23 protein-coding genes are annotated in these 23,142 nt (G+C 32.4%); all 23 read left to right on the top strand.

Translation table 11 applies throughout. The features are described from left to right. Positions 1 to 35: 35 nt before the first annotated feature. The 23 genes from ACWJJT_RS07220 to moaA all read left to right on the top strand — a co-directional run bounded on the left by ACWJJT_RS07220 (position 36) and on the right by moaA (position 23,139). Complete coding sequence (locus tag ACWJJT_RS07220) at positions 36 to 1,064, top strand: type II glyceraldehyde-3-phosphate dehydrogenase (RefSeq protein WP_462956524.1); 1,029 nt, start codon at positions 36 to 38, stop codon at positions 1,062 to 1,064. Continuing rightward, positions 1,049 to 2,314: a phosphoglycerate kinase gene (locus tag ACWJJT_RS07215; RefSeq protein ID WP_462956523.1), complete on the top strand. Its 1,266-nt coding sequence runs from the start codon at positions 1,049 to 1,051 to the stop codon at positions 2,312 to 2,314. Before ACWJJT_RS07220 ends, ACWJJT_RS07215 begins: the two co-directional genes overlap by 16 nt. Before the next feature lie 20 nt (positions 2,315 to 2,334). After that, entirely contained in the window at positions 2,335 to 3,183 is an 849-nt protein-coding gene (locus ACWJJT_RS07210; RefSeq protein ID WP_462956522.1) for a transketolase, read from the top strand. Then, positions 3,180 to 4,157 (top strand): transketolase family protein, encoded by a 978-nt coding sequence (locus ACWJJT_RS07205; protein WP_462956521.1) that lies wholly within the window; start codon positions 3,180 to 3,182, stop codon positions 4,155 to 4,157. The genes ACWJJT_RS07210 and ACWJJT_RS07205 overlap by 4 nt, the downstream gene beginning before the upstream one ends. A 12-nt stretch (positions 4,158 to 4,169) precedes the next feature. Continuing rightward, complete coding sequence (locus tag ACWJJT_RS07200) at positions 4,170 to 4,964, top strand: 5-deoxy-glucuronate isomerase (protein ID WP_462956519.1); 795 nt, start codon at positions 4,170 to 4,172, stop codon at positions 4,962 to 4,964. Positions 4,965 to 4,985: 21 nt separating this feature from the next. Then, positions 4,986 to 6,920 carry a 3D-(3,5/4)-trihydroxycyclohexane-1,2-dione acylhydrolase (decyclizing) gene (iolD, locus tag ACWJJT_RS07195; protein ID WP_462956518.1) on the top strand — a complete coding sequence of 645 codons (1,935 nt, stop codon included), beginning with the start codon at positions 4,986 to 4,988 and terminating at the stop codon, positions 6,918 to 6,920. Between the two features lie 16 nt (positions 6,921 to 6,936). Beyond that, the gene (locus tag ACWJJT_RS07190) at positions 6,937 to 8,013 is read left to right on the top strand and encodes a tartrate dehydrogenase (protein WP_462956517.1); all 1,077 of its coding nucleotides are present in this window, start codon (positions 6,937 to 6,939) and stop codon (positions 8,011 to 8,013) included. Between the two features lie 22 nt (positions 8,014 to 8,035). After that, entirely contained in the window at positions 8,036 to 8,932 is an 897-nt protein-coding gene (gene iolE, locus ACWJJT_RS07185) for a myo-inosose-2 dehydratase (RefSeq protein ID WP_462956516.1), read from the top strand. Positions 8,933 to 8,947: 15 nt separating this feature from the next. Next, entirely contained in the window at positions 8,948 to 9,955 is a 1,008-nt protein-coding gene (iolG, locus tag ACWJJT_RS07180) for an inositol 2-dehydrogenase (RefSeq protein WP_462956515.1), read from the top strand. Between the two features lie 652 nt (positions 9,956 to 10,607). Further along, on the top strand, positions 10,608 to 10,778 hold the full coding sequence (locus ACWJJT_RS07175) for a hypothetical protein (RefSeq protein WP_462956514.1): 171 nt from the start codon (positions 10,608 to 10,610) through the stop codon (positions 10,776 to 10,778). Continuing rightward, positions 10,768 to 11,136 carry a hypothetical protein gene (locus ACWJJT_RS07170; RefSeq protein ID WP_462956513.1) on the top strand — a complete coding sequence of 123 codons (369 nt, stop codon included), beginning with the start codon at positions 10,768 to 10,770 and terminating at the stop codon, positions 11,134 to 11,136. The genes ACWJJT_RS07175 and ACWJJT_RS07170 overlap by 11 nt, the downstream gene beginning before the upstream one ends. Before the next feature lie 3 nt (positions 11,137 to 11,139). Further along, positions 11,140 to 11,472 carry a hypothetical protein gene (locus tag ACWJJT_RS07165; protein WP_462956512.1) on the top strand — a complete coding sequence of 111 codons (333 nt, stop codon included), beginning with the start codon at positions 11,140 to 11,142 and terminating at the stop codon, positions 11,470 to 11,472. Positions 11,473 to 11,512: 40 nt separating this feature from the next. Continuing rightward, a complete protein-coding gene (locus ACWJJT_RS07160; RefSeq protein WP_462956511.1) occupies positions 11,513 to 11,722 on the top strand; it encodes a hypothetical protein in 210 nt (69 codons plus the stop codon). Positions 11,723 to 12,160: 438 nt separating this feature from the next. Beyond that, positions 12,161 to 12,466, top strand: coding sequence for a hypothetical protein (locus tag ACWJJT_RS07155; RefSeq protein ID WP_462956510.1), 306 nt, complete (start codon positions 12,161 to 12,163; stop codon positions 12,464 to 12,466). Between the two features lie 66 nt (positions 12,467 to 12,532). Continuing rightward, entirely contained in the window at positions 12,533 to 12,916 is a 384-nt protein-coding gene (locus ACWJJT_RS07150; protein ID WP_462956509.1) for a hypothetical protein, read from the top strand. Between the two features lie 754 nt (positions 12,917 to 13,670). Beyond that, positions 13,671 to 14,369: a FadR/GntR family transcriptional regulator gene (locus ACWJJT_RS07145; RefSeq protein WP_216303163.1), complete on the top strand. Its 699-nt coding sequence runs from the start codon at positions 13,671 to 13,673 to the stop codon at positions 14,367 to 14,369. A gap of 220 nt (positions 14,370 to 14,589) precedes the next feature. Next, positions 14,590 to 15,378, top strand: a complete 789-nt coding sequence (locus ACWJJT_RS07140; RefSeq protein WP_216303162.1) for an electron transfer flavoprotein subunit beta/FixA family protein — start codon at positions 14,590 to 14,592, stop codon at positions 15,376 to 15,378. Positions 15,379 to 15,395: 17 nt separating this feature from the next. Next, positions 15,396 to 16,604 (top strand): electron transfer flavoprotein subunit alpha/FixB family protein, encoded by a 1,209-nt coding sequence (locus tag ACWJJT_RS07135; protein WP_462956508.1) that lies wholly within the window; start codon positions 15,396 to 15,398, stop codon positions 16,602 to 16,604. Between the two features lie 89 nt (positions 16,605 to 16,693). Beyond that, positions 16,694 to 18,091: an FAD-binding oxidoreductase gene (locus ACWJJT_RS07130; protein WP_462956507.1), complete on the top strand. Its 1,398-nt coding sequence runs from the start codon at positions 16,694 to 16,696 to the stop codon at positions 18,089 to 18,091. Between the two features lie 110 nt (positions 18,092 to 18,201). Next, positions 18,202 to 19,725, top strand: a complete 1,524-nt coding sequence (locus tag ACWJJT_RS07125; RefSeq protein ID WP_462956506.1) for an L-lactate permease — start codon at positions 18,202 to 18,204, stop codon at positions 19,723 to 19,725. A gap of 12 nt (positions 19,726 to 19,737) precedes the next feature. Further along, positions 19,738 to 21,012 carry a nickel-dependent lactate racemase gene (gene larA, locus ACWJJT_RS07120; protein ID WP_462956505.1) on the top strand — a complete coding sequence of 425 codons (1,275 nt, stop codon included), beginning with the start codon at positions 19,738 to 19,740 and terminating at the stop codon, positions 21,010 to 21,012. A gap of 518 nt (positions 21,013 to 21,530) precedes the next feature. After that, positions 21,531 to 22,022: a MogA/MoaB family molybdenum cofactor biosynthesis protein gene (locus ACWJJT_RS07115; RefSeq protein ID WP_462956504.1), complete on the top strand. Its 492-nt coding sequence runs from the start codon at positions 21,531 to 21,533 to the stop codon at positions 22,020 to 22,022. Positions 22,023 to 22,179: 157 nt separating this feature from the next. Further along, entirely contained in the window at positions 22,180 to 23,139 is a 960-nt protein-coding gene (moaA, locus tag ACWJJT_RS07110) for a GTP 3',8-cyclase MoaA (RefSeq protein ID WP_462956502.1), read from the top strand. Positions 23,140 to 23,142: the final 3 nt, after the last annotated feature.

Raw genomic sequence — 23,142 nt, 5'->3', positions numbered from 1 at the left:
TATTAAAAGGAAATAAAAAGTAGGAGGAATTTACAATGATAAAAGTTGGAGTAGCTGGGTACGGTGTTATAGGACAAAGATTAGCAGATGGAGTATCGCTGCAAAAGGATATGGAACTTGTAGGGGTAGCAGATGTTGCCCCAACACTTGCTGTAAGAGCATTAAAAGAAAAAGGCATGCCATATGATCTTTATAATGCAATTCCTGGAAACGATAAAGTTTTTGAGGCGGTTGGAATTAAAGTTTCTGGAACTTTAGAGGAATTAGTTCAAAAGGTAGACATTATGTTAGATGCTACAAGTGCTGGAGTGGGGGCTAAAAACAAAAAAATATATGAAAAGTATAATAAAAAGGCAATATTTCAAGGTGGAGAAAGTAACAGTGTAGCTGATGTATTCTTCCATGGTTATGCAAACTTTGAACAAGGAATAGGAAAACAATTTTTAAAACTTACTTCTTGCAATACAACAGGATTGATTCGTGCAATAGATTGTATGGATAGAGAAATAGAAGTAGAAAAAATTGCAATTACGATTATAAGAAGAGTTGCAGATCCAGGAGATTACCATAGAGGACTTACTAATGCACTTCAAATTGATAAGGCACCAAGCCATCAAGCATTGGACTTAATGACAATTATGCCTCATGTAAGTGCAACTGGAATTTTAGTGCAGGCACCTGTAACACATGGTCATATCATTACAGTTGTTGCAACCACTAAGAAAAAGACAAATAAAGCAGAACTTTTAGAAATGTTTAGAAAACACCCAAGAATTAGAGTGGTAAGTATTGATGAAGGATTCCTTGGAAATGCATCTTTGTTTAGATATGCAAGAGATTTAGGAAATCCAAAAGGAGACATGTACGAAATTGCTGTTTGGGAAGATTCAATAGTAGAGTCTGGTAATGACATAATGTTTGCTTTTAATGTACCACAAGAAGCAGTAGTAATCCCTGAAAATATAGATGCAATTCGTGCAGCAACAGGAATGCAGTCAGATAGATTAGAAGCAGTTGGAAAGACAAACATGTATTTGGGGATGGGAAAATGGATGGAAAAATAGAATTTGAAATAAAAGGTATGGATGAGTTTGATTATAGAGAAAAAACAGTTTTATTAAGACTTGATATTAACTCTACAATCAACATTGATACAAAAAAAATAATAAGCGAAAATAGAATTAATATGAGCATTCCAACAGTTAAATATATTTTAGAGCAAAAGGCTAAATTGGTAATTATAGCGCATCAAGGAGATACATTAGATTATGAAAACTTAATTCCTATGGCTGAACATGCAGAAAAGCTTTCGAGTAAATTGGGAATTAATATTAAATACATTGATGATGTTGCAGGGCCAGCAGCGCAAGAGGCAATCAAAAGTTTAAAGATTGGAGAAGTAGTTTTACTTGGCAATTTACGTTACTTAACAGAAGAAGTTTCTACTTTTGAAAATGTTGTTAAGTTAGAACCTGAGCAGATGCTAAATACTTATTTGATTAGAAATATAGCTCCACTTGTAGATTATTATGTTAATGATGCTTTTTCAGCAGCACATAGAAATGCACCATCAATGGTAGCTTTTCAGGAATTGTTACCCACAGCAGGTGGACTTTTAATGATGAAAGAGATCTCGGCACTTACAAAGGTAATGAAATGTCCTGATAAACCATCAGTTTTTGTACTGGGGGGAGCCAAGATATCAGATGCATTTGGCATGATGAAGCAGGTGCTTGAAAACGGCACCGCAGATAAAATTTTAGCATCTGGAGTAATCGGAAATATAATGCTTATGGCAAGTGGGCAGTCTATAGGGAAAGTAAATGAAAAGTTTATAAAGGATAGATCGTTAGATGTGTTTGTAAAACCCGCAAAAGGGTATTTAACCAAATATCCAGATAAAATTATTTTTCCATCAGATTTAGCTTATGAAAAAGGTGGACAGAGATTAGGAATTGATATAGAAAATTTACCAATAGAAGAATCGCTTTTAGATATTGGATCAAAGACAATTAAAGTATTTGTGAAAGAGATAAATAAAGCCGGTACGATTTTTGTAAATGGACCGGCGGGTGTTTATGAAAAAGAAATTTTTGAAAATGGAACAAAGGAAATATGGAAGGCTATTGCAAAATCAAGTGGATATTCTGTGATTGGCGGAGGAGATACGGTAAGTGCAGCGCAAAAGTTTATATCTCTAAAAGATATAAGTTATGTATGTACAGCCGGAGGTGCAATGGTTCAGTTCTTATCTGGAAAAGAAATGCCTTTAATAAAAGCAATGAAAAAAGCGTTTGAAAAAGAATCTCAATAAAAATTTTATGGAGGTGTGAAATGTTAAGTAAGGAAAAAGTTAAGGAACTAAAAATTCTTGCTACAAACATCAGAATAGAAACAGTGAGGGCTATGGGGACACTTGGATTTGGTCATTTGGGAGGAGCATTATCTATAGCTGATACACTTGCAGTGCTATACGGTGGCATAATGAAAATTGATCCTAAAAATCCTAAATGGGAAGGAAGGGATTGGCTTGTATCTTCAAAGGGTCATGCAGGTCCGGCAATTTATGCAGCCCTTGCATTAAAGGGATATTTCCCAATTGAAGAATTATTGACTTTAAATACACCAGGCACTCATTTCCCAAGTCATTGTGATAGAAATCTTACAATAGGTATAGATATGACAACAGGATCACTCGGTCAAGGAGCATCCACTTCTGTAGGAGTTGCTTTAGGGCATAGATATAGTGGAAAAGATAATTTTACATATCTTATATTAGGAGATGGAGAGTCGCAAGAAGGACAAGTTTGGGAAGCTGTGTCATTTGCGGGATTTAGAAAGTTAGATAATTTGATTGCTTTCGTTGACAATAATAAGCAACAACTAGATGGATTCACTGCAAATATTCATGACACCCTTGATTTTAAAGCTAAATTTGAAAGTTTTGGCTGGCATGCAGTAGATGTTGACGGTAGTGATGTAGAACAAATTTATGAAGCAATAGAAGCTTCAAAACTACTACAAGGAAAACCATCAGTAATAGTGCTAGATACAATAAAAGGGAAAGGTGTTTCTTTTGTAGAAGGAAAAGAAAAAAATCATCATGTGACAATTAGCAAAGAACAGATGCAGCAAGGTCTAGTAGAGTTACAAGTTGAAATGAATAAGGTGGTGAAATCATGAGTATAGTACGTATAGCTGAAAAGCATGAAACAGAAAAATTAGCAATGAGGGATGCTTATTGTGAAACCTTAGTTAAATTAGCTACTGAAAATGATAAGGTTGTTGTTTTAGATGCAGATCTAATGAGCTCAATGGGAATGATGCCATTTTCAGAGAAATATCCAGAGAAAACTTTTAATGTTGGAATACAAGAAGCAAATATGATTGGTGTTGCAGCAGGACTTTCAGCTACTGGGTTAATTCCTTTTGCCCACACTTTTGGGCCATTTGCATCAAGAAGATGCTATGATCAAATTTTCTTATCCGTTGGATATTCAAAATTAAATGTAAGAATAGTAGGAAGTGATCCTGGAATTACAGCTGCATTTAATGGGGGAACTCATATGCCTTTTGAGGACCTCGGGATACTTAGAAATATTCCGAATATCACTATTCTTGAGCCCGTTGATACAGTTATGCTTAAAGATTTATTAGTCCAAACTTCAGAAAAATATGGATTATTCTATATAAGATTGCTTAGAAAAAATGCAGTGAAAATATATGAAGAAGGTTCTACTTTTGAAATTGGAAAAGGAGTTACATTAAAAGAAGGTAAGGATGTAACAATTATTTCAACAGGAATCATGGTTAAGGAAGCACTAGATGCAGCTGAAAAGCTAGAAGAGCAAGGGATTTCAGCCAAAGTAATAAATATGTTTACTTTAAAACCAATAGATAAGGAATTAGTAATAAAGTGTGCAAAAGAAACCGGTGCAGTTGTTACTGCTGAAAATCATAGCATAATAAATGCTTTGGGTTCTGCAGTAGCAGAAGTACTTGGGGAAAATATACCAGTTCCATTAGAAAGAGTGGGTGTACAGGATTTATTTGGAGAAGTGGGTACTGTGAATTATTTAAGAGAAAAGTTTGAATTAACAGCAGAGGAAATTATAATAAAAGCTAAAAAAGCTATATTTAGAAAAAATAATTGTTAAGAAGGTGTAAATATGATTAAAGTAAGGCAAAATGGAGAATTTCTATATGGATATACTGCCATTACTACTATGGAGGAAATACAACATAATACAATGATGGATTTTGGTGTACTAAGATTAGCTAAGGCTGGAATAGAAAAAAATACAGATCTTAAGGAAAGGGCTTACTTGCTAGTTAAAGGAGAGGTAACTTTTCAGTGGGATGGTCATAAAGAAACTGCTAAAAGAACTAATTGCTTTGATGAAGATCCTTGGGTTCTACATGTACCTCAAAATGTCGAAGTAATAATAACAGGAGTATCAGAGGATTCGGAGATAGCTGTTACAAAGACAACTAATGATAAGATATTTTCATCAAAATTATATACTCAAGAAGAATGTAGAAGTGAAGAACGTGGAAAAGGAACTATGAAAGAAGCTTCCACAAGAACTGTAAGAACAGTGTTTGACAAATCAAATTCACCGGATTCAAACCTAGTAATTGGAGAAGTAATAGATCACCCAGGAAAGTGGTCAAGTTATCCACCACACTATCATCCACAACCAGAAATATATTATTACAAATTCAATCCGGAAAATGGATATGGGTTCTCAGAACTAGGAGAAGAGGCTGTGAAATTAAGACAAAATGATACTGTAAAGATTTTGGAAAGTGTTACACACCCTCAAATAACAGCACCTGGCTATGCAATGTATTATCTTTGGGTAATAAGGCATTTAGATGGTAATCCATATATTACTCCAACCTTTGTTCCAGAGCATCTTTGGGTAACGGATCCAGATGCTAAAATATGGCCAGATAAATAAAATAATATAAGAGGTGAGTGCATGAAAACTATAAGGTTAACAATGGCACAAGCACTTGTTAAATTTTTAGATAATCAATATGTAGAATTTGATGGAAATGAGCAAAAGTTTGTTAAAGGTATATTTACAATTTTCGGACATGGAAATGTACTAGGTTTAGGACAGGCTTTAGAACAAGAGCCTGGTGATTTAATTGTTCATCAGGGAAGAAATGAACAGGGGATGGCTCATGCAGCAATGGGATATGCCAAGCAGATGCATAGAAAACAAATATATGCTGTAACCTCATCAGTAGGGCCAGGCGCTGCAAACATGGTAACGGCAGCGGCGACAGCTACAGCAAATAGAATTCCAGTACTATTTTTGCCGGGGGATGTATATGCGTGTAGACAGCCGGATCCAGTGCTTCAGCAAGTTGAACAATTTCATGATTTAAGTATAAGTACAAATGATGCTTTTAAAGCTGTAAGTAGATATTGGGACAGGATAGTAAGACCAGAACAATTAATGAGTGCAGCAATAAATGCAATGAGGGTACTTACAGATCCTGCGGATACAGGGGCAGTTACATTATCATTGCCTCAAGATGTTGAAGGGGAAGCTTATGACTATCCAGAATCTTTCTTTAAAAAAAGAGTACACAGGATAGAGAGAAGACCAGCAACTAAAGAAATGATTCAAGACGCATTAGAATTGATCGCACGAAAGAAGAAACCAATACTTATATGTGGAGGAGGGGTGAGATACTCTGAAGCGGCAGATACATTTAAGCAATTTGCAGAAAAATTTAATATACCTTTTGGGGAAACCCAAGCAGGAAAAAGTGCAATAGCATGGAATCATCAATTGAATTTAGGTGGAATAGGAACAACGGGTAATTATGCAGCAAATATAATTGCTAAAGAAGCTGACCTAGTAATAGGAGTGGGAACTAGATATACAGATTTTACAACAGTATCTAAAGCTTTATTTCAAAATCCAGAAGTAGAATTCTTAAATATAAATGTAGCACAATTTGATGCGTATAAATTAGATGCAGTAAAAGTAGTAGCAGATGCTAAAGTAGGATTAGAAGCAATAATACAAAAATTAATAAAAGTAGGCTATAAATCAGCATATTCCTCAGAAATTAAAGAAGCGAAAGCTAAATGGACAGCTGAATTAAATAGATTATTCAGTTTAGAGTATACAGGTGAAGGATTTATTCCAGAAGTATCAGGGCATCTTGATCATGTGTTACAAGAGTTTGGAAAGCAAACAGGATCTTATTTAACCCAAACAAGAGTACTTGGAGTGTTTGATGAAATGTTAGCTGATGATGCAATTATAGTTGGTTCATCAGGGAGTTTGCCAGGAGATTTACAAAGAGTTTGGAGACCTAAATTACCGAATACTTATCATGTGGAATATGGATATTCATGTATGGGGTATGAAGTAAATGCATCTTTAGGAGTAAAACTTGCAGCACCAAATCAAGAAGTATATACATTTGTAGGGGATGGTTCTTATATGATGCTACATTCAGAGCTACCAACCTCTATACAAGAAAAGAAAAAGATTAATGTTGTTGTATTAGACAACATGGCATTTGGATGTATTAATAATTTACAAATGGGTAATGGTATGGGAAGCTTTGGGACGGAATTTAGATTTAGAAATGAAGAAACAGGTAAATTAGATGGTGATTTAGTACCAATAAATTTTGCTATGAGTGCAGCAGCTTATGGTTGTAAAACATATACAGTTAAAACTATAGAACAATTAAGAGCAGCGATTGTTGAGGCTAGAAAGCAAACAGTATCAACTTTAATTGATATTAAAGTATTACCAAAAACAATGACAGATGGATATGAATCCTGGTGGAGATGTGGGGTCTCGGAGGTTTCAGAAAAAGAGAGTATTCAAAAAGCTTATGAAGATATGCAAGCAGGAATAAAGAAAGCTAGAAAATATTAAAGAGGTGGAATTGATAATGAAAGAATATAATATTGCAGTTATTCCAGGTGATGGGATTGGTAACGAAGTAATGGATGAAGGACTTAAAGTTTTAAATAAAGTCTCTAGTTTATATGGAAATGTAGTGTTTAAATATGATCATTTTGACTGGGGTTGTGAGTATTATTTAAAACATGGGAAAATGATGGATGATGATGGATTAGAAAAACTAAAGAAGTATGATGCAATACTGCTTGGAGCTGTTGGATATCCAGGTGTACCAGATCATATTTCACTTAGAGACCTACTTTTAAAAATTAGACAAGGATTTAATCAATATATTAATTTAAGACCAATAAAATTACTACCAAATGTGGAATGTCCCATAAAAAACAAGGGTTGCGATGACGTAGATATGATATTTGTCCGTGAGAATAAGGAAGGCGAATATGCAGGAATCGGCGGAATATTTAATGAAGGTCAAGAGGATGAAGTGGCGATTCAAACGGCTGTATTTACAAGGCAAAACACAGAAAAGGTGATGAAATATGCTTTTGAATTGGCAAAAAAAAGAAATAAGTTCAACAGGGTTACTAGTGTAACAAAGTCTAATGCATTAAATTATAGTATGGTGTTTTGGGATAAGCTTTTTAAAGAAAGTTCGTCAAAATATCCTGAAATTGGTACAGAATCCTATCATGTAGATGCTATATCCATGTTTATGATTCAAAAACCAGAAATCTTTGATGTTGTAGTTGCTTCCAATCTCTTCGGGGACATTTTAACAGACTTAGGGTCCGTATTACAGGGAGGGCTTGGGTTTGCAGCGGGAGCCAACATAAATCCTGAAAAAGAGTATCCATCAATGTTTGAACCAGTTCATGGTTCAGCACCAGATATAGCAGGAAAAGGGTTAGCAAATCCTATAGCTATGGTCTGGACAGTTCAAATGATGCTGGAATTCCTTGAAGAAACAGAACTAAGTGCTAGGGTTATGGATGGTATTAAAGAAATATTGAAAAATAAGGAAAGATTGACTGCGGATTTAGGTGGAAAGGCTTCTACGTCTGAAGTAGGAGATTTTATTTGTAAAATCTTAGAAAATCTTAAATAACATATAACGGAGGTATATAAAAATGTTTAAATCAAATAAAGTAAAACTTGGAATTGCACCAATTGCATGGACAAACGATGATATGCCAGAGCTAGGTTGCGAAAACACCTTTGAACAATGTATAAGTGAAATGGCACTAGCTGGATTTACTGGTAGTGAAGTGGGGAATAAGTACCCTAGAGATACTAAAATTTTAAAGAAAGCATTAGAATTAAGAGGCATGAATATTGCCAGCGCATGGTTTAGTTCTTTTTTAACTACAAAACCGTTACAAGAAACAGTAGATGCATTCAAATTACACAGAGATTTTCTTTGTGAAATGGGAGCGAAGGTAATTGTTGTATCAGAACAAGGTTATGGCATACAGGGACAGATGGATACACCGGTTTTAACAAAAAAACACATATTTAATGAAGAGGAGTGGAAGTTATTGGCCTCAGGATTAGAAGAACTTGGAAGGCTAGCTGCAGAAAAAGATATGAAAATAGTATTTCATCATCATATGGGTACAGGAGTTCAGACTTTTGAAGAAATTGATAAATTAATGGAATTAACAGATCCAAGTCTTGTAAATTTATTATTTGACTCAGGTCATTTAACATTCTCTGATGTAGATCCAGAGTCGGTGTTAAAAAAATATATAAGTAGAATAAAGCATGTTCATTTGAAAGATATCAGAAAAGAAGTATTAGGTAGAGTTAAAGCGGAAAATATGAGTTTCTTAAATGCAGTAAAAGCAGGTGTATTTACTATTCCTGGTGATGGGATGATTAATTTTGAACCATTATTCAAGATTTTAGATGAAAATAACTATGAGGGTTGGTTTATTGTAGAAGCAGAACAAGACCCAGCACTCGCAAATCCATTTGAATATGCAAAAAATGCAAGAAACTTTATTAAAGAAAAAGCAGGAATATAAAGGAGGAATTATAAAATGACAAAAATTAAAGTTGGAATTATAGGTGCGGGGAGAATAGGGAAATTACATGCGGAAAATTTAGTGAATAACATCGGCGGCGTTGAAGTAAAATCTATAGCAGATGTATTTGCAGATAAAATAGAAACTTGGGCACATTCTATTGGTATTAAAAATGTTTATAGCGATTATCATGATATATTAAATGATCCAGAAATAGATGCTATACTTATTTGCTCTTCAACAAATACGCATTCGCCAATTTCAATAGAAGCAGCAAAAGCTGGTAAGCATATATTCTGTGAAAAACCAATTGATTATGATCTTGGCAGAATTCACGCTGTTTTAGATGCGGTAAAGACGGCAGGAGTTAAGTTTCAAGTTGGGTTTAACAGAAGATTTGACCATAATTTCAAAGCAGTTAGAGATATGGTTCAAGCTGGTAAAATTGGTGATCCACATATAATAAAGGTTACTTCAAGAGACCCTGAACCCCCAACAGCTGAGTATGCTAAAGTATCTGGTGGAATGTTCCTAGATATGACTATTCATGATTTTGATATGGTAAGATATTTATCTGGTAGCGAAGTTGATGAGGTATATGCAGCTGCTGCGGTATTAGTAGACCCAGCAATTGGTGAAGCGGGAGACGTTGATACAGCACTTATTACTTTAAAGTTTAAAAATGGAGCAATTGGTGTAATAGATAATAGTAGGAAAGCTGTTTATGGATATGATCAAAGAGTAGAAGTTTTTGGATCAAAAGGTGGAATAACTGTTTCTAATGATACAGGAAGTTCAGCAGTTTTAAGTACATCAGAAGGCGTATTTAGTGATAAACCAAAATATTTCTTTTTAGAAAGATATAAGGATTCTTTCATAGCTGAATTGAAAGATTTCTTTGAAGCAATTAAAGAAAATAAAGAAACGGCAGTTACAGGGATAGATGGGCTAAAGCCGGTTTTAATTGCCTTTGCTGCAAAAAAATCTTTATTAGAAGGCAGAGCTGTGAAAGTGGAAGAATAGAGTTGTTTTACTAGGTCTAAATTCAAAAATATTCTTAGTTTCTGAAATGTCGTTAAGAGTATATTTTCAAACAAAGATTAGAAATTATAAAAATTTCTGATCTTTATTTATGTTAGTGTAATATCCAGATTTAGTGAAGTAAATATTGAAATCTTGCATATTTTCTACAAAAACAGATATTTAACCCTAATAATAATTTTAGAGGCATATACTATACTTTAGTTCATAAAGGAATTTAACAGAACATGAGACATGGCGTATCTAGTTTGTGATCAATATTCAAATCACAAGAGATTTTTACTTTCTGAATATATTATTTTATAAATTTTATTGTTTGACAACATTTGCATCCTTTAATCAATGAAAATAAGTAAATTAAGCAAACTATAAACATATTTATAATTTATTTTATTGAAAAAGGGAGTTTTGTTACAGTAAAATAAAGTAAAGTGTTGCAATATGTATGAGAAAAAATGTGATATATGACATGTTTTTAAAAATATATGTGTTAATATAAATATGATATCGCTTTTATATTAATTATTATTGGGTGTGAATAAAATGAAAATTATTGAAGTCCTAGAAATAGAAGAAAATTTAGAAGTTGTGAGTTGCTTATGTGGAATAAGTTCAGGAAGTGGTAGTGGTGGTAATGCTTCTTAATAAGACCTATGAATTTGAAGTTATTAACCATTGCCAACGAGCTACGGTTAATAATTGCAATTCAAAATTTGTATGTAGTTATGTTAATCAATTAGAATTATATAAAAAGGTACTAGTTTTAAAAAATAATATGAAGGAAGGATATAATTATGGAGTATAAAAAATTATTAGAAAAAAAATATATACTTTTTTTGATCAAAAATACTTTTTTAATAGCAATTTCAGTAGCTTTAACTTTAGGAGCACCAATAATTTTAAAAGAAGCTTTAGACAAATACTCTACTTTAAAAGAATTGAATTCATCGATAGTATTGTTTTTTATAATTTTTATTTTATCATATGCAACCAAATTATTTTTAATACAAATACAATCAAACTTTGGGTTTAACTTTAGAGTTAAAGAAGGTGAATTCTTATATAAACAAATGTTTAAAATGAAGTATGAAAAGTTGAATTTATTAGAACCCACATATTTAGTGGAAAGAATTAATAGTGCTTTGCATACATTAACAGATTAATTAGTGTCATCTTTATCTAATATTATAGTAAGTACATTAACAATAGTAGTAGCATTAATTTTAGCATTTACGGTTAGTAAAATAATCTTTATAATTTATCTAGCATTAGCATTGATACAAATCTTAGGCTATAAAAAGTTAAACTCGATATTGGCATCAAAATCTGAAAAGTTACAAAAAGTTTGTGCTAAAAATTTTACGGATATATTATCTATTACTTCAAATGTAGATTATATAAAACAAACAGGAAATTTAAATGGAATACAATCATTTATACGAAGTAAATTAAATAATATTGAAAAAGAAAATACTTATGTAAATAAATATGCTAGCTAAATTTCACTTATACTAGATTTTATTGTATGTATTTTACAAAATGTTACATTCGTTTATGCAGTATATATATATAAATAAATATATTGGATTATCAGATTTTGTTTTTATAAATTTAATTAATTCTATATTATTTGAGCAAGTAAAGAAAGTTACTCAAATAAATGTTAATTTAAGAGATGTAAAAGGCGTTTTTAATTTTATAGAAGATGAACTTTTTAAAAATATAGAGTTGATGGAAATGAAAGATTAAAAACAATAAAAAGTATAAAAGGTATTTAAATAATATAGGATTTGATAATATATTAATAGAAAAAGGTTCATTTCATAATAAAATTGGAGATATAACTTATATAAGCGGTAAGTCTGGATGTGGAAAATCTACCTTTGTAAATAGCTATTTCTAGACTATTTATACAGAATCCAGATGTTATTATAATAGATGAAACCCTAAATTCCATTGATAAAACAACATCAGAAGAAATGTTAAACGAAATATTAAATGAATCTAAAAATAAGATAATATATATAATATCACATGATGAGTATGTGTCAAAGCATTGTAACAATTTAATTAGAATAGATAATAAAATATTAACTCAAGAAAAGATAAGTTAGTATAGAGCACGGGTACAGTCAAAAGTTTTAAAAAAATAATAGACCCATCACTAAAAATGTAGTATCCTTTTAGTTGCTTAAACAGAAAGGAGAACATCGATATGATGGTGTTAAAGCTATACGCAAGTGGGACAAGTCTGATGAAACGGAAGGATCTCATATAGTCCAAATGATTAAAAATGGTTTTGATGCAGCTGAAATCATGGGTAAATCCCTTTTGCTTTTAGATAGATATTTCCTATCTAAAACAGCACTTATAAAGATTGCAGAACTTAATAAGACTAAAGGTATGTTACTAGATATTGTTACAAAAGCAAAATCAACAGCAGTAGCATATACAAGACCTAGCTCCATATACTGGAAATGGAGGACCCCGTAAAAAAGGTGAGAAAATTACGCTGAAAGATCTTTTTACGAGCAAAAGAATGATTTTATTGAAGCTACAATGATGTTGTATGGTAAAGAGCAGAATGTAAAATATCTATGCCTTGATTTACTGTGGGGTCAAACACTTTATCAAGAATTAAGATTTGTATTTGTTATATATAATGGTATAACTTCTATATTAGTATCAACAAATCTTAATTTAGAAGCTAAAACGATTATAAGTTTATACAGTTATCGTTTCAAAATAGAATGTACTTTTAGAGAACTCAAACAAATTATTGGTGGATTTCATTATCAATTTTGGTGTAAATCAATGCCAAAACTAAAAAATATAAAAAGCATGCAACTGCATATTGCTAAAAATAGTCGATTTATCATACCTCAAATAATTAGTCAAAAGCAGTCAGAGACTTGTTTTAGCCATGAACTAAAGGTTTCTTAATTTAATAAAACTTTTGACTGTCCAGTAAATTAATCGATATAGATTATCTTATAACAGATAAAAAACCATCTGAAAAATATATAGAATTTTTTGAACAAAATAAAATTAATTTTAGTTCTCTGAATAATGGTTCAAGGGCATTTTTAATTATTGAGGATTATAATAAAAATAATAAAAAATTTATTAAATTAAACTGTTTTTCAGTATAATTTTTTGTTATAATTATATTCATAAAGAACATCCCTTTTGGTTTTTGTTTGTTGTCATTCAATTATGTCAAATAAGGGGATGTCCTTCTATTTTTCAACCATAAATACTGAAATTAAAGGCTATCGCATTAAAAATTTATGTGAGAAGGCTTTGCTTCTAAAAATCAATCCAAATTAGCGGGAAAACTGAATAGCATGGTTCAAAATTTAAACTGTAAGATTAATTTTGCAGCGTCCAAGATGATGAGCAGCTACGAAGGTGATGATTTAACCGATAAGACTGTATGAGTCTTGTCGGTTTTTTAATCTACTCTGATGATGTTTATTATGCCAATCCACAATTATATATAGTTATTAAGAAATTTTTTGAAGTATTATGAAACTATAATTATTACGTTGCAATACATATATTATGTTATAATGTATATATTATGTGGAATTTGAATAAAATGTATTGTGCGGGTTTTGAATATTAGAAGAAGCGTAATAGATAAAAATGTAAAATTTATATTTAACTATTTGCAGAAATATACAGGGGGAACAAAATGTTTAGTCCAATAAAAAACACAAAAGTTTATGAACAGGTAATAGATCAAATAAAAAATATGATTGATAAAGGTACGCTTAAAAAGGGTGACAAACTTCCTTCAGAGAGGAATTTAGTGGAGCAATTAAAGGTAAGCAGGGCTTCTATCCGTGAAGCGCTTAGAACATTAGAAGTCATTGGACTTATAGAGTGCAGACAAGGAGAAGGTAGTTATATAAAAGCAAATTTTCAAGATAAATTATTTGAACCGCTATCAATTATGTTTATGTTAGAGGGAAGCAATCCAGAAGAGATATGGGAGCTTAGAAAGATTGTGGAGGTTGAGGCTTCAGGCCTTGCTGCGAATAGGATAACCAGTGAACAACTAAAAGAGTTAAAAGAGCTTACTCAAAGATTTATGAATTGTGCGGACGAGAATACTAATGTTGAAATTGATAAAGAGTTTCATTATAAGATTGCTGAGTGCTCGGGCAATGTTTTAGTATTTAACATTCTTAAAACAGTTTCAACGCTTGTAGATCATTTTATTAAGGATGCAAGAAAATTAATATTAGTTGACCCAGAAAATAAAGAAATACTTTTTTCTCAGCACAATGAGATATATTTATCTATGGAAAAACATAGCTCAGCTGATGCTAGAAAAGCAATGCGGGAACATTTAGATTTTGCAAATAGGTATATGAGTAAAATAAAATGATTTCAAAACATATAATTTTGTCCAAAGCAAAAAGTGAGAGTAATAACAAATATTACCCTCGCTTTTAAATTTTTGAATAAAATAAATATTGTTATTTAATTAATTAATTAATAATAGTAGAAATATTTTCAATAGTGTGTTATTATGATTTAAAAGATGGTCAGACCATCTTACCATTAATGAGTTTTAGATTTTCTATAAAAAGAATGGAGGAGCACATATGGAAATTTTAGTTTGTATAAAGCAAGTTCCAGGAACTTCAAAAGTTGAAGTAGATCCAGTTACAGGTGTTTTAAAAAGAGATGGTGTAGATTCAAAAATGAATCCTTATGATTTATATGCATTAGAAACAGCACTTAGAATAAAGGAAGAAAAAGGTGGGGTAATTAAGGTTATAACTATGGGACCACCACAAGCAAATGATGTAATTCGCGAAGCATATATGATGGGGGCAGATGAAGGAGCACTCGTATCTGATAGAAAGTTTGCCGGAGCAGATGTTCTTGCTACAGCTTATACACTTTCACAAGGTGTAAGGAAAATGGGAGAATTTGATCTTATATTATGTGGAAAGCAGACAACAGACGGAGACACTGCTCAAGTAGGACCAGAAATGGCTGAGTATCTTAATATTCCTCACATTGCAAACGTTTTAAAAATAATAGAAATAAAAGAAAAATCAATTATTGTAGAAATGGATATGGCAAATACTGTTGAAGTAGCAGAGATTCAATTTCCATGTCTTTTAACTGTAGATAAAGATATATTTCAACCAAGACTTCCATCTTATAGGAAAAAATTAGCTACAAAAGATAGAGAAATAAAAATGATAACATTAAACGATTTTGAAGATAAAGATGAAAAGAAATATGGACTTAACGGTTCACCAACTCAGGTAGAAAGAATATTTCCACCAGATGTAAATAATGATAGAGAAACATGGACAGGCAATGGTGCAGAGCTTAGTTTAAAAATAGCTGCAAAACTTAAAGAATTAAAATTTGTATAGAGAAGGGTGGAATTTTCATGAGTAAGTTAATTTGTAACCAAGATAAAGTAAACGATTCAAATATTCAAGAATTAATAAAGGTTTGCCCTTTTGGTGCTATTGAATACATAGATGATAAAATTGAAGTTAATGCAGGATGTAAAATGTGTAAGATTTGCGTTAAAAAAGGTCCAACAGGTGTAATGGAATTTATTGAAACAGAGGCCGTGCAAGTTGATAAAAGTTTATGGAAGGGTATAGGAGTATATGTTGACCATGTAGAAGGAGTTATACATCCTGTAACAATGGAGCTTATCGGTAAAGCTAGGGAGCTTGCCGCAGTTGTTAATTTTCCAGTATATTGTGTGTTTATTGGTTATAACATAAAGGAAAAGGCTAAAGAATTGCTTCATTATGGAGTTGATGAGGTCTTTGTATACGATTATAAAGAGTTTGAGGAGTTTAGAATAGAACCTTATACAGCTGCATTTGAAGACTTTGTAAACAAGGTAAAGCCATCATCATTATTGGTTGGAGCTACAACAATTGGTAGATCTCTTGCTCCAAGAGTAGCCGCAAGGTTTAGAACTGGACTCACAGCTGATTGTACAATACTTAAAATGAAAGAAAATACAGACCTCGTACAGATAAGACCTGCTTTTGGTGGTAACATTATGGCTCAAATTGTATGTCCTAATAATAGACCACAAATGTCAACAGTAAGATATAAGGTTATGAATGCACCTGAAAAACAGTGCGATGCAAAAGGTAAGATTACAATCTGTGAAATGGATAGAGCAAAACTCGATTCGAATATTGAAGTATTAAAGGTTACAAAGAAAGAAGTTGAAGAAAATATTTCAGATGCAGAAGTAATCATTGCAGTTGGTAGGGCATTAAAATCAGAAAAGGATATGGTTATGATTCAAGAATTAGCAGACATCCTTGGTGCTCAAATAGCTGGGACAAGACCAACAATTGAAGCAGGTTGGATTAATGCTAAGAAACAAATTGGTCTTTCTGGTAGAACAGTTAAACCAAAGCTAATAATAGCTCTTGGAATTTCTGGTGCAGTTCAGTTTACAGCTGGTATGAATAGTTCAGAGCGTATATTTGCAATAAATAAAGATGAAAATGCTTCTATATTCAATGTAGCTCATTATGGGATAGTAGGAGATATTTATGAAATAGTTCCTCAATTGATTGAAAATATTAAAAATTCAGGAGCTGGGTATTGTATACGTTAACTTTTAAATAGGAGTTATAGATAATAAGTAAGTTAGTGTTTAAACTAACTAAGTTTAAACACTAAATTCAGAATCGAGGAGGTAATTTTATGGATTACAAAAAACTTGATGCTAAGGATATAGAGTTTTTAGTGTCAATATTAGATAAAGATAGGGTGTTTACTGGAGAAGCAATAAATGATGATTTCAGCCATGACGAGATGGGTGGAATAAGCAAAATGCCCGACGTATTAGTTGAGGTTCTTGAAACAAGCGAAGTATCAAAGATTATGAAATATGCAAATGAAAACATGATTCCTGTTGTAGCAAGAGGTTCTGGAACAGGACTAGTTGGAGCATCAGTTCCAATTCACGGTGGAATCATGATAAATATGTCCAGAATGAACAAAATACTTGAGATTGATGAAGAAAACTTAACATTAACCCTTGAACCAGGCGTACTTCTAATGGAAATAAGCAAATACGTTGAAGAGTTTGATTTATTTTATCCACCAGACCCAGGTGAAAAGTCGGCTACAATTGCTGGTAACATCAATACAAATGCAGGTGGAATGAGAGCTGTTAAGTACGGAGTTACTAGAGATTATATAAGAGGCCTTGAAGTAGTGCTTCCAAGCGGAGAAATACTTGATGTTGGAGGGAAAGTAGTTAAGAATTCTACTGGATACAGCATAAAAGATTTAATATGTGGATCTGAAGGAACCCTTGGAATAATCACAAAAATTATATTAAAACTTATACCACTACCTAAGAAAGCTGTATCGCTCTTGATACCTTTTCCAAATCTTGACAGGGCAATAGGGACAGTACCTTTGATAGTTAAATCAAAATCTGCGCCAACTGCTATAGAATTTATGCAAAGAGAAGTTATTATTGCTGCTGAAGAATTCCTAGGAAAAAAATTCCCCGATAATTCGTCAGATGCATATCTTTTATTAACTTTTGATGGTAACAGCATAGAAGAAATAGAAAGAGCTTATGAAAGTGTAGCCAACATTTGCCTTGAAGAAGGTGCTCTTGATGTATTTATAACTGATACAGATGAGCGAAAAGAGGCTGTTTGGTCTGCAAGAGGAGCTTTCCTTGAAGCTGTTAAAGCAACAACAACTGATATGGATGAATGTGACGTTGTTGTTCCAAGAAATAAAGTTGCGCAATTCATTAAATATACTAATGAACTTCAAAAAGAATTTGATGTGAGAATAAGAAGCTTTGGTCATGCAGGTGATGGTAATTTACATGTGTATGTATTAAAGGATGAGCTTACAGATAAAGAATGGTCAGTGAAGATTGAAGAAGTATTTGAAGCAATGTATGAAAAATCAAGGGAGCTCAAGGGTTTAGTATCTGGAGAACATGGAATTGGATTTGCTAAGAAAGCATATATGCTTGAACAATTTGGTCCTGTATATGTAGGACTTATGAAAAATATCAAATTGGCATTTGATCCTAACAATATATTAAATCCAGGAAAGGTTTGTGAATAGAAAAAATGATATCGCCAATGTCTTTTAAAGATGTTGGCGATATAATAATACTTTGATGTAGTCGATTTCAGTATTGTGACTAGTATTATTAATAGAGGAGGGAATAAAAGATGAATAATTATTTGTTATTTTTCATAGCACTTATCCCCATTGTATGGCTCATGGTTTCGCTCGGTGTTTTAAAAATGCCAGGACATAAAACTTGTTCAATCACACTCGTAATTACAATAATACTTGCAATCCTAGTTTGGAAGATGCCAATTAGTCAAGCTCTCACAGCGACACTTGAGGGTGCAGCAATGGCAATATGGCCAATAATTGTTGTAATAATTGCAGCAGTGTTTACCTACAATCTTTCTATTCATACAAAAAGTATGGACGTAATAAAGGATATGATGACAGGAATCACAACTGATAAGAGAATTTTAGTTTTAATTATTGCTTGGGGTTTTGGTGGATTTCTTGAAGCAATTGCAGGTTTTGGTACGGCAGTTGCAATACCTGCCAGTATTTTAGCCGCACTTGGCTTTAATCCTGTATTTGCAGCAATAATATGTCTTATTGCAAATACAACACCAACAGCTTTTGGAGCAATAGGTCTACCTGTAACAACCTTAGCAAAGGTTGCAGCAATTGATCCTGTTACTTTAAGCTATGCAGTTGCACTTCAATTATTTGTATTAATTGCAGTTTTACCATTAATATTAGTAATGCTAACAGGTAAAAGTGTAAAGGCAATAAAGGGAGTTGTGCTTATTTGTATTGCATCAGGACTAGCTTTTGCAATACCAGAACTTCTAGTTGCAAAATATATGGGCCCTGAACTTCCCGCACTAATTGGTTCAATAATATGTATTATTGTAACGGTTGCAATAACTAAAATATTCTATAAAAACACTGCATCTAAAGATAAAGTTAATATATCCGCAAAACAAGGGTTATTGGCATGGGTGCCATTTATATTAGTTCTGACTTTTATATTAATAACAAGTTCTCTTATACCAGCAATCAATAAACCATTATCATCTATACAAACATCTGTTCAAATATATAATGGTCCAGATGCAAAAATTAGTTCTTTTATATGGATTGCTAATCCAGGGACACTTATAATTCTTGCCACATTTATAGGGGGACTTATTCAGGGAGCTAAGTTTAAAGAAATAGTAAAAGTATTTATTGATACTTGCAAACAAATGAGTAAAACTGCAATTACAATACTTGCAATAGTCTCTCTTGCAAAGGTAATGAGTCATAGCGGAATGATAACATCTATTGCTGTGGTTTTAGTTGCAGCAACAGGAAGCTTTTATCCATTATTTGCTCCAATTATAGGTGCTTTAGGTACTTTTGTAACTGGTAGTGATACCTCTGCAAATGTATTGTTCGGACCACTTCAAGTTGAAGTTGCAAAAAATTTACATATGAGTCCTTATTGGTTAGCAGCTGCGAATACTGGTGGTGCCACTGCAGGTAAAATGATTTCGCCTCAAAGCATTGCAGTTGCCACAGCAGCCACTGGACTTGTAGGAGCTGAAGGTAAGATATTAAAGGCAACTTTAAAATTTTGCCTTGCATATGTAGCAATATTAGGATTAATTACGTACTTTGGAGCAAAATATTTTATGATGTAAGGAGGAATATATATGACTAAAGTAAAAATACCATATTCAAAACAATTTTTAGAAATAGAAATACCGGATAATAATTTGGTAGCAATATTAGAATCAAAAGCTCATGCATACAAAGTTGAAAGTACTCAGCAGGAAATTGTAAAAAAAGCACTTGATAACCCTGTTGGAAGTGCAAAACTAGAAGATCTGGTTAAGGGGAAGAAAAACTTAGTACTAATAACTAGTGACCATACAAGACCTGTACCAAGTAAAGTAACACTGCCAATACTACTTGAAAGAATAAGATCATCGAACCCTAAAATTGAAATAACAATATTAATTGCTACTGGTTTCCATAGACCTACTACAAGAGAAGAAATGATTGATAAATTTGGTCAGGAAATAGTAGATAATGAAGTTATAATAAATCATGTATCAGAGGATTATGACGATATGGTACACGTCGGAACCCTTCCCTCAGGTGGAGAACTATTGCTTAATAAGATAGCGATGGAAGCTGAACTTTTAATTTCAGAAGGATTTATAGAACCACACTTTTTTGCTGGTTTTTCTGGAGGACGCAAGAGTGTTCTCCCTGGAGTGGCATCAGCAAAGACAGTTATGGCAAATCATTGTTCTGAATTTATAGCAAGTGAGTACGCACGGTCTGGAGTTATTGAAAATAATCCAATTCATAGAGATATGTTATACGCTGCGAAGCAAGCTAAACTGGCATTTATACTAAATGTTGTTATTGACAGCGAGAAGAATGTTATAAATGCATTTGCAGGAGATAGTGAGCTTGCCCACGTTGAAGGTTGTAAATTTGTTATGGAACTTGCAGCTGTGAAAGCTGTGAAGGCAGATATTGCAATATCAACTAATGGAGGATATCCACTAGACCAAAATATATATCAGACTGTAAAAGGTATGACTGCAGCAGAAGCAACTTGTAAGGACGGCGGACTTATAATCATGGTGTCTGCTTGTAATGATGGACATGGTGGTCAGTCATTTTATGACAATATCGCAAATGCAAGTAGCCCAAGAGAAGTTCTTGATAGGGTAATTAAAGTAGGAAGAAATGATACAGCACCAGATCAATGGGAATTTCAGATTCTTGCGCGGATACTAGATGCGCATACCGTAATTCTTGTTACAGATATGTGTGACCCTGAAATGATAAAGAATATGCATATGCAGCATGCATTTACCTTTGAAGAAGCGCTTGTTAGAGCTCTTAAAATAAAGGGAGATGATGCGACAATAACAGTAATACCAGATGGAGTTTCGGTTGTTGTAAAATAACATTCAAATTAATACTACTATTGAATATAATTTGGGGGCGGGTAAAATACATTGGGTGGAAGAATTCACATAATTTTATTTCAAGACTAATAATACTGTGGAGTGGGGAACTGAATTTTGAGTTTCCCACTTTTTTTTCAATTTTAGGTAAATGTAAAAAAATAAAGATAAAGAGGAGGGGTGAGTAGTCACTAATATTGTTACGTAACTAGCCACATAGTATATAAATTAAAAATGTGGTAAAATACTTGTATTATAGTAAAGTGTTATAATTAAACAAAAAAGTACAAATTTTAAAAAATAACCAGTAAATATAAGATTGTTATTTATTATCCCAGACTTGTGAATTTATAAGAAGATATATATTAGTTATGATTCAAAAGCTCTATTTATTGAATTCTTCAGTAATTGAAAATATAATAATGAGATTAAAATTAAGGAAATTAAGTAAAAAAATAAAGTTTTTAAGTTTCTAGAGCATAAATTGTTAAGAACGATGTTGAAAAGGAGTGATGAAAATGATAAAAACTGCAATTTTAACTATGAGTGATAAAGGTTCTAGGGGAGAAAGAATTGATGGGACAGGTCCTGCAATAAGAAGTGAATTAGAAGGTAAAGGATTTGTTATAAGTTTCTATAAAATAATTTCTGATGAGAAACAGGAAATAGAAAGAGAATTGATTTATTTATGCGATGAGCTTAAGGTGGATTTAATTTTAACTAATGGAGGAACGGGGTTTTCAGAAAGAGATATTACGCCAGAGGCAACTAGAAATGTAATTGAGAAATATGTACCCGGCATTGGTGAGGTTATGAGGATGAAATCACTCCAGATTACATCAAAGGCTGTGCTTTCAAGAAGCATTGCAGGAATCCGCAAAAAAACCCTAATTATTAATCTTCCAGGAAGCCTAAAAGGTGCTGTAGAAAATCTTCAATTTATAATACCTGCAATTCCACATGGAATTGCTATACTTACAGGGGAAGCTAGCGAGTGTGGTAGAAGTTAACAAAAGGGAGAATGAGAATGGAATTTTTTAATGTGGTATCTGTAAAAGAAGCTAAACAAATAATAGATAGAAGTATTTAACTAGGTGAGCTTGATAAACTTGGAGGCTATGATTATACGCAAATAGGGGAAATAATTGAACTTTAGGAGACGGTTTTATGAGGGATAGTCATGGAAGAGATATCAATTATTTAAGGATATCGGTAACTGATAGATGTAATTTAAGATGTGTATATTGCATGCCAGAGCAGGGAATTAAGAGTAAGAATCATGTGGATATTCTACGTTTTGAAGAGATATTAAAAATTGTGAAGATATCAGAAAAATTAGGTATTAATAAAGTAAGATACACTGGTGGGGAACCACTAGTAATGAAAGATATAGACAAGCTTATATATGAAACTTCAAAACTGCCAGGAATAGATGATATTGCTATAACTACAAATGGTATTTTACTATCTGCTATGGCATCAGATTTGAAAAAAGCTGGACTTAAAAGGGTAAATATTAGCCTTGATACTTTAGATAAAGAAAAGTTTAAAAGTATAACGAGAATAGGAAATCTAGATAAGGTAATGGAAAGTATAGATAAATGTTTAACCCTTGGGTTAAAACCTGTCAAAATAAATACAGTATTAATGAAAGGCTTTAATGATGCAGAGTTTGAAGGCTTTTTAAACTTAATTCGAGAAATGCCAATTGAAGTAAGGTTTATTGAACTCATGCCAATAGGTGAAGGTATTAAACTTTATGAAAAAAGTAAATTAAGTTTTAGGGAAATGCTAAAGTTGCATCCTGAGTTAACTGAAATAGAAACCCCTAAAAGTAACACCGCTCAATTGTACAAGATTCAAGGGACAAAAGGAAAAATTGGATTCATTAGTCCAGTAAGTTGTAAATTTTGTGCGGATTGTAATAAAATACGACTTACATCTACAGGAACTATTAAAGCATGTCTTCACTCAAAGGAAGAAATAAATATTAGGAAATACCTAAATAACGAAGAGATGATTACAAATGTTTTAAAACAAGCAATTTTTAATAAACCACTTGAACATCACCTTGAAGAGGAAAAAACTAGTAGAAGTGAAAAGATGATGTATCAGATAGGAGGATAAAGT

The organism is Clostridium sp. CM041 (genome assembly GCF_055081035.1).
The sequence above is the reverse complement of the archived record's forward strand: the minus strand, read 5'-3'. Positions and strand labels throughout refer to the sequence as shown.

What these genes read in the sequence shown, in the direction of transcription:
- ACWJJT_RS07220 (WP_462956524.1), top strand. Translation starts at nt 36, where the DNA reads ATGATAAAAGTTGGAGTAGCTGGGTACGGTGTTATAGGACAAAGATTA.
- ACWJJT_RS07215 (WP_462956523.1), top strand. Translation starts at nt 1,049, where the DNA reads ATGGATGGAAAAATAGAATTTGAAATAAAAGGTATGGATGAGTTTGAT.
- ACWJJT_RS07210 (WP_462956522.1), top strand. Translation starts at nt 2,335, where the DNA reads ATGTTAAGTAAGGAAAAAGTTAAGGAACTAAAAATTCTTGCTACAAAC.
- ACWJJT_RS07205 (WP_462956521.1), top strand. Translation starts at nt 3,180, where the DNA reads ATGAGTATAGTACGTATAGCTGAAAAGCATGAAACAGAAAAATTAGCA.
- ACWJJT_RS07200 (WP_462956519.1), top strand. Translation starts at nt 4,170, where the DNA reads ATGATTAAAGTAAGGCAAAATGGAGAATTTCTATATGGATATACTGCC.
- iolD (WP_462956518.1), top strand. Translation starts at nt 4,986, where the DNA reads ATGAAAACTATAAGGTTAACAATGGCACAAGCACTTGTTAAATTTTTA.
- ACWJJT_RS07190 (WP_462956517.1), top strand. Translation starts at nt 6,937, where the DNA reads ATGAAAGAATATAATATTGCAGTTATTCCAGGTGATGGGATTGGTAAC.
- iolE (WP_462956516.1), top strand. Translation starts at nt 8,036, where the DNA reads ATGTTTAAATCAAATAAAGTAAAACTTGGAATTGCACCAATTGCATGG.
- iolG (WP_462956515.1), top strand. Translation starts at nt 8,948, where the DNA reads ATGACAAAAATTAAAGTTGGAATTATAGGTGCGGGGAGAATAGGGAAA.
- ACWJJT_RS07175 (WP_462956514.1), top strand. Translation starts at nt 10,608, where the DNA reads ATGCTTCTTAATAAGACCTATGAATTTGAAGTTATTAACCATTGCCAA.
- ACWJJT_RS07170 (WP_462956513.1), top strand. Translation starts at nt 10,768, where the DNA reads ATGGAGTATAAAAAATTATTAGAAAAAAAATATATACTTTTTTTGATC.
- ACWJJT_RS07160 (WP_462956511.1), top strand. Translation starts at nt 11,513, where the DNA reads ATGTTACATTCGTTTATGCAGTATATATATATAAATAAATATATTGGA.
- ACWJJT_RS07150 (WP_462956509.1), top strand. Translation starts at nt 12,533, where the DNA reads ATGATGTTGTATGGTAAAGAGCAGAATGTAAAATATCTATGCCTTGAT.
- ACWJJT_RS07145 (WP_216303163.1), top strand. Translation starts at nt 13,671, where the DNA reads ATGTTTAGTCCAATAAAAAACACAAAAGTTTATGAACAGGTAATAGAT.
- ACWJJT_RS07140 (WP_216303162.1), top strand. Translation starts at nt 14,590, where the DNA reads ATGGAAATTTTAGTTTGTATAAAGCAAGTTCCAGGAACTTCAAAAGTT.
- ACWJJT_RS07135 (WP_462956508.1), top strand. Translation starts at nt 15,396, where the DNA reads ATGAGTAAGTTAATTTGTAACCAAGATAAAGTAAACGATTCAAATATT.
- ACWJJT_RS07130 (WP_462956507.1), top strand. Translation starts at nt 16,694, where the DNA reads ATGGATTACAAAAAACTTGATGCTAAGGATATAGAGTTTTTAGTGTCA.
- ACWJJT_RS07125 (WP_462956506.1), top strand. Translation starts at nt 18,202, where the DNA reads ATGAATAATTATTTGTTATTTTTCATAGCACTTATCCCCATTGTATGG.
- larA (WP_462956505.1), top strand. Translation starts at nt 19,738, where the DNA reads ATGACTAAAGTAAAAATACCATATTCAAAACAATTTTTAGAAATAGAA.
- ACWJJT_RS07115 (WP_462956504.1), top strand. Translation starts at nt 21,531, where the DNA reads ATGATAAAAACTGCAATTTTAACTATGAGTGATAAAGGTTCTAGGGGA.
- moaA (WP_462956502.1), top strand. Translation starts at nt 22,180, where the DNA reads ATGAGGGATAGTCATGGAAGAGATATCAATTATTTAAGGATATCGGTA.